At 23.4% G+C, this 1,251-nt stretch carries 2 protein-coding genes; both read right to left on the bottom strand.

Annotated features, from left to right (window positions below; translation table 11 throughout):
- Positions 1-48: 48 nt before the first annotated feature.
- Entirely contained in the window at positions 49-834 is a 786-nt protein-coding gene (locus B5E58_RS13230; protein WP_088110099.1) for a hypothetical protein, read from the bottom strand.
- A gap of 16 nt (positions 835-850) precedes the next feature.
- Complete coding sequence (locus B5E58_RS13225; protein ID WP_088110098.1) at positions 851-1,015, bottom strand: cyclic lactone autoinducer peptide; 165 nt, start codon at positions 1,013-1,015, stop codon at positions 851-853.
- Between the last annotated feature and the right edge of the window lie 236 nt (positions 1,016-1,251).

Below are 1,251 nucleotides of genomic sequence, written 5' to 3'. Positions count from 1 at the left end.
AAAATTATATATAAAAATTATATATAAAAATTATATTTTTTAGCTCATTCAGCTTCTACAACCATCAGAATAATGATAAGTTTTACTTTCTATAAAAAAATTATCAAATAATTCAGAAATCTTCTCTGGCCATAAAGTAATATTTAAATTATATGTACATACTGCGAAATCTGTATTTATAACTTGATTCTGTGTATCTCCCTCACAATCAGTTGATAAATAAAGATATCTATCTGTCTCAGTAACCATTTCTGGTACAGTATATATCGTAGCAACATAATCAAAACCATGCTCAATACTACCTTGTTCAATATAAGAACCGTCTGGTCTATTTCGAGAATATAATGTAGTACCACCAACATTATCTCCTTTTATATGTTCTATACTCATTAAAACTTCAAATGAACCTGATACTCCTGTTTTATATGAATCCAATAATTCCATAGACATTGCTATTGAATTATCTGAAAGAATATATGATGTAAGAGTTCCTACTCCAACAAAATATTTATCATCAGAAACATAATAGTCTATTTTATTTTTTGTTAGATTTCTGAACTCTGTTTCTGATATATTTATAATTTTAGATTTATTTGTATCTTTTGATTTCTCAATAATAAAATGTGATTTATTAGTAGATAATACATTTACATTATCAAAATCTTTATGTAATTGTTCAACTAGTTTTGGTGATAAATTCTTCATTTTATCAATTGATATACCTAACTTATTAGCTAATTCATTATCTGTGTTTACTTGATTAGCTAATACGGATACACATAACAATAAACATATACTAATTGTTAATAAAATAGATATAATTTTTTTCATCATAGATACTCCTCCATTATTATTTATTACTAAATTTATTTAATTTATCACTACCTTTAGGCATCTTTGGTTGATAAAACTCAAACATACATGTAGAATTAACTGATATTGTTGTTATAAACAACGCTAATGGTGCAATAAATCTCCAGATGTTTTTTTCAAGAATACTTATTTTCTTTTTCATAAAACCATCCTCTTATTAAATATATTTTTAAAACATTAATTACATTTTTATTCTATCATAATTTTTATTAAAAATTTTAACATGCCGAAATTAACCACTTATATTCCATTTTTAGCAATAAAAAAACGCATTTATTACAAATGCGTTAAATTTTACAACTATATATACATAATAATCTCTACATCAAAAATATTGTTTTCAGTTTTTATATCAATTTCTCCAAAATATTTTTCTAC

The sequence above is a fragment of the Tyzzerella sp. An114 genome (assembly GCF_002161055.1).
GTDB classification, from domain to species: domain Bacteria; phylum Bacillota; class Clostridia; order Lachnospirales; family Anaerotignaceae; genus Fimicola; species Fimicola cottocaccae.
The sequence above is the reverse complement of the archived record's forward strand: the minus strand, read 5'-3'. Positions and strand labels throughout refer to the sequence as shown.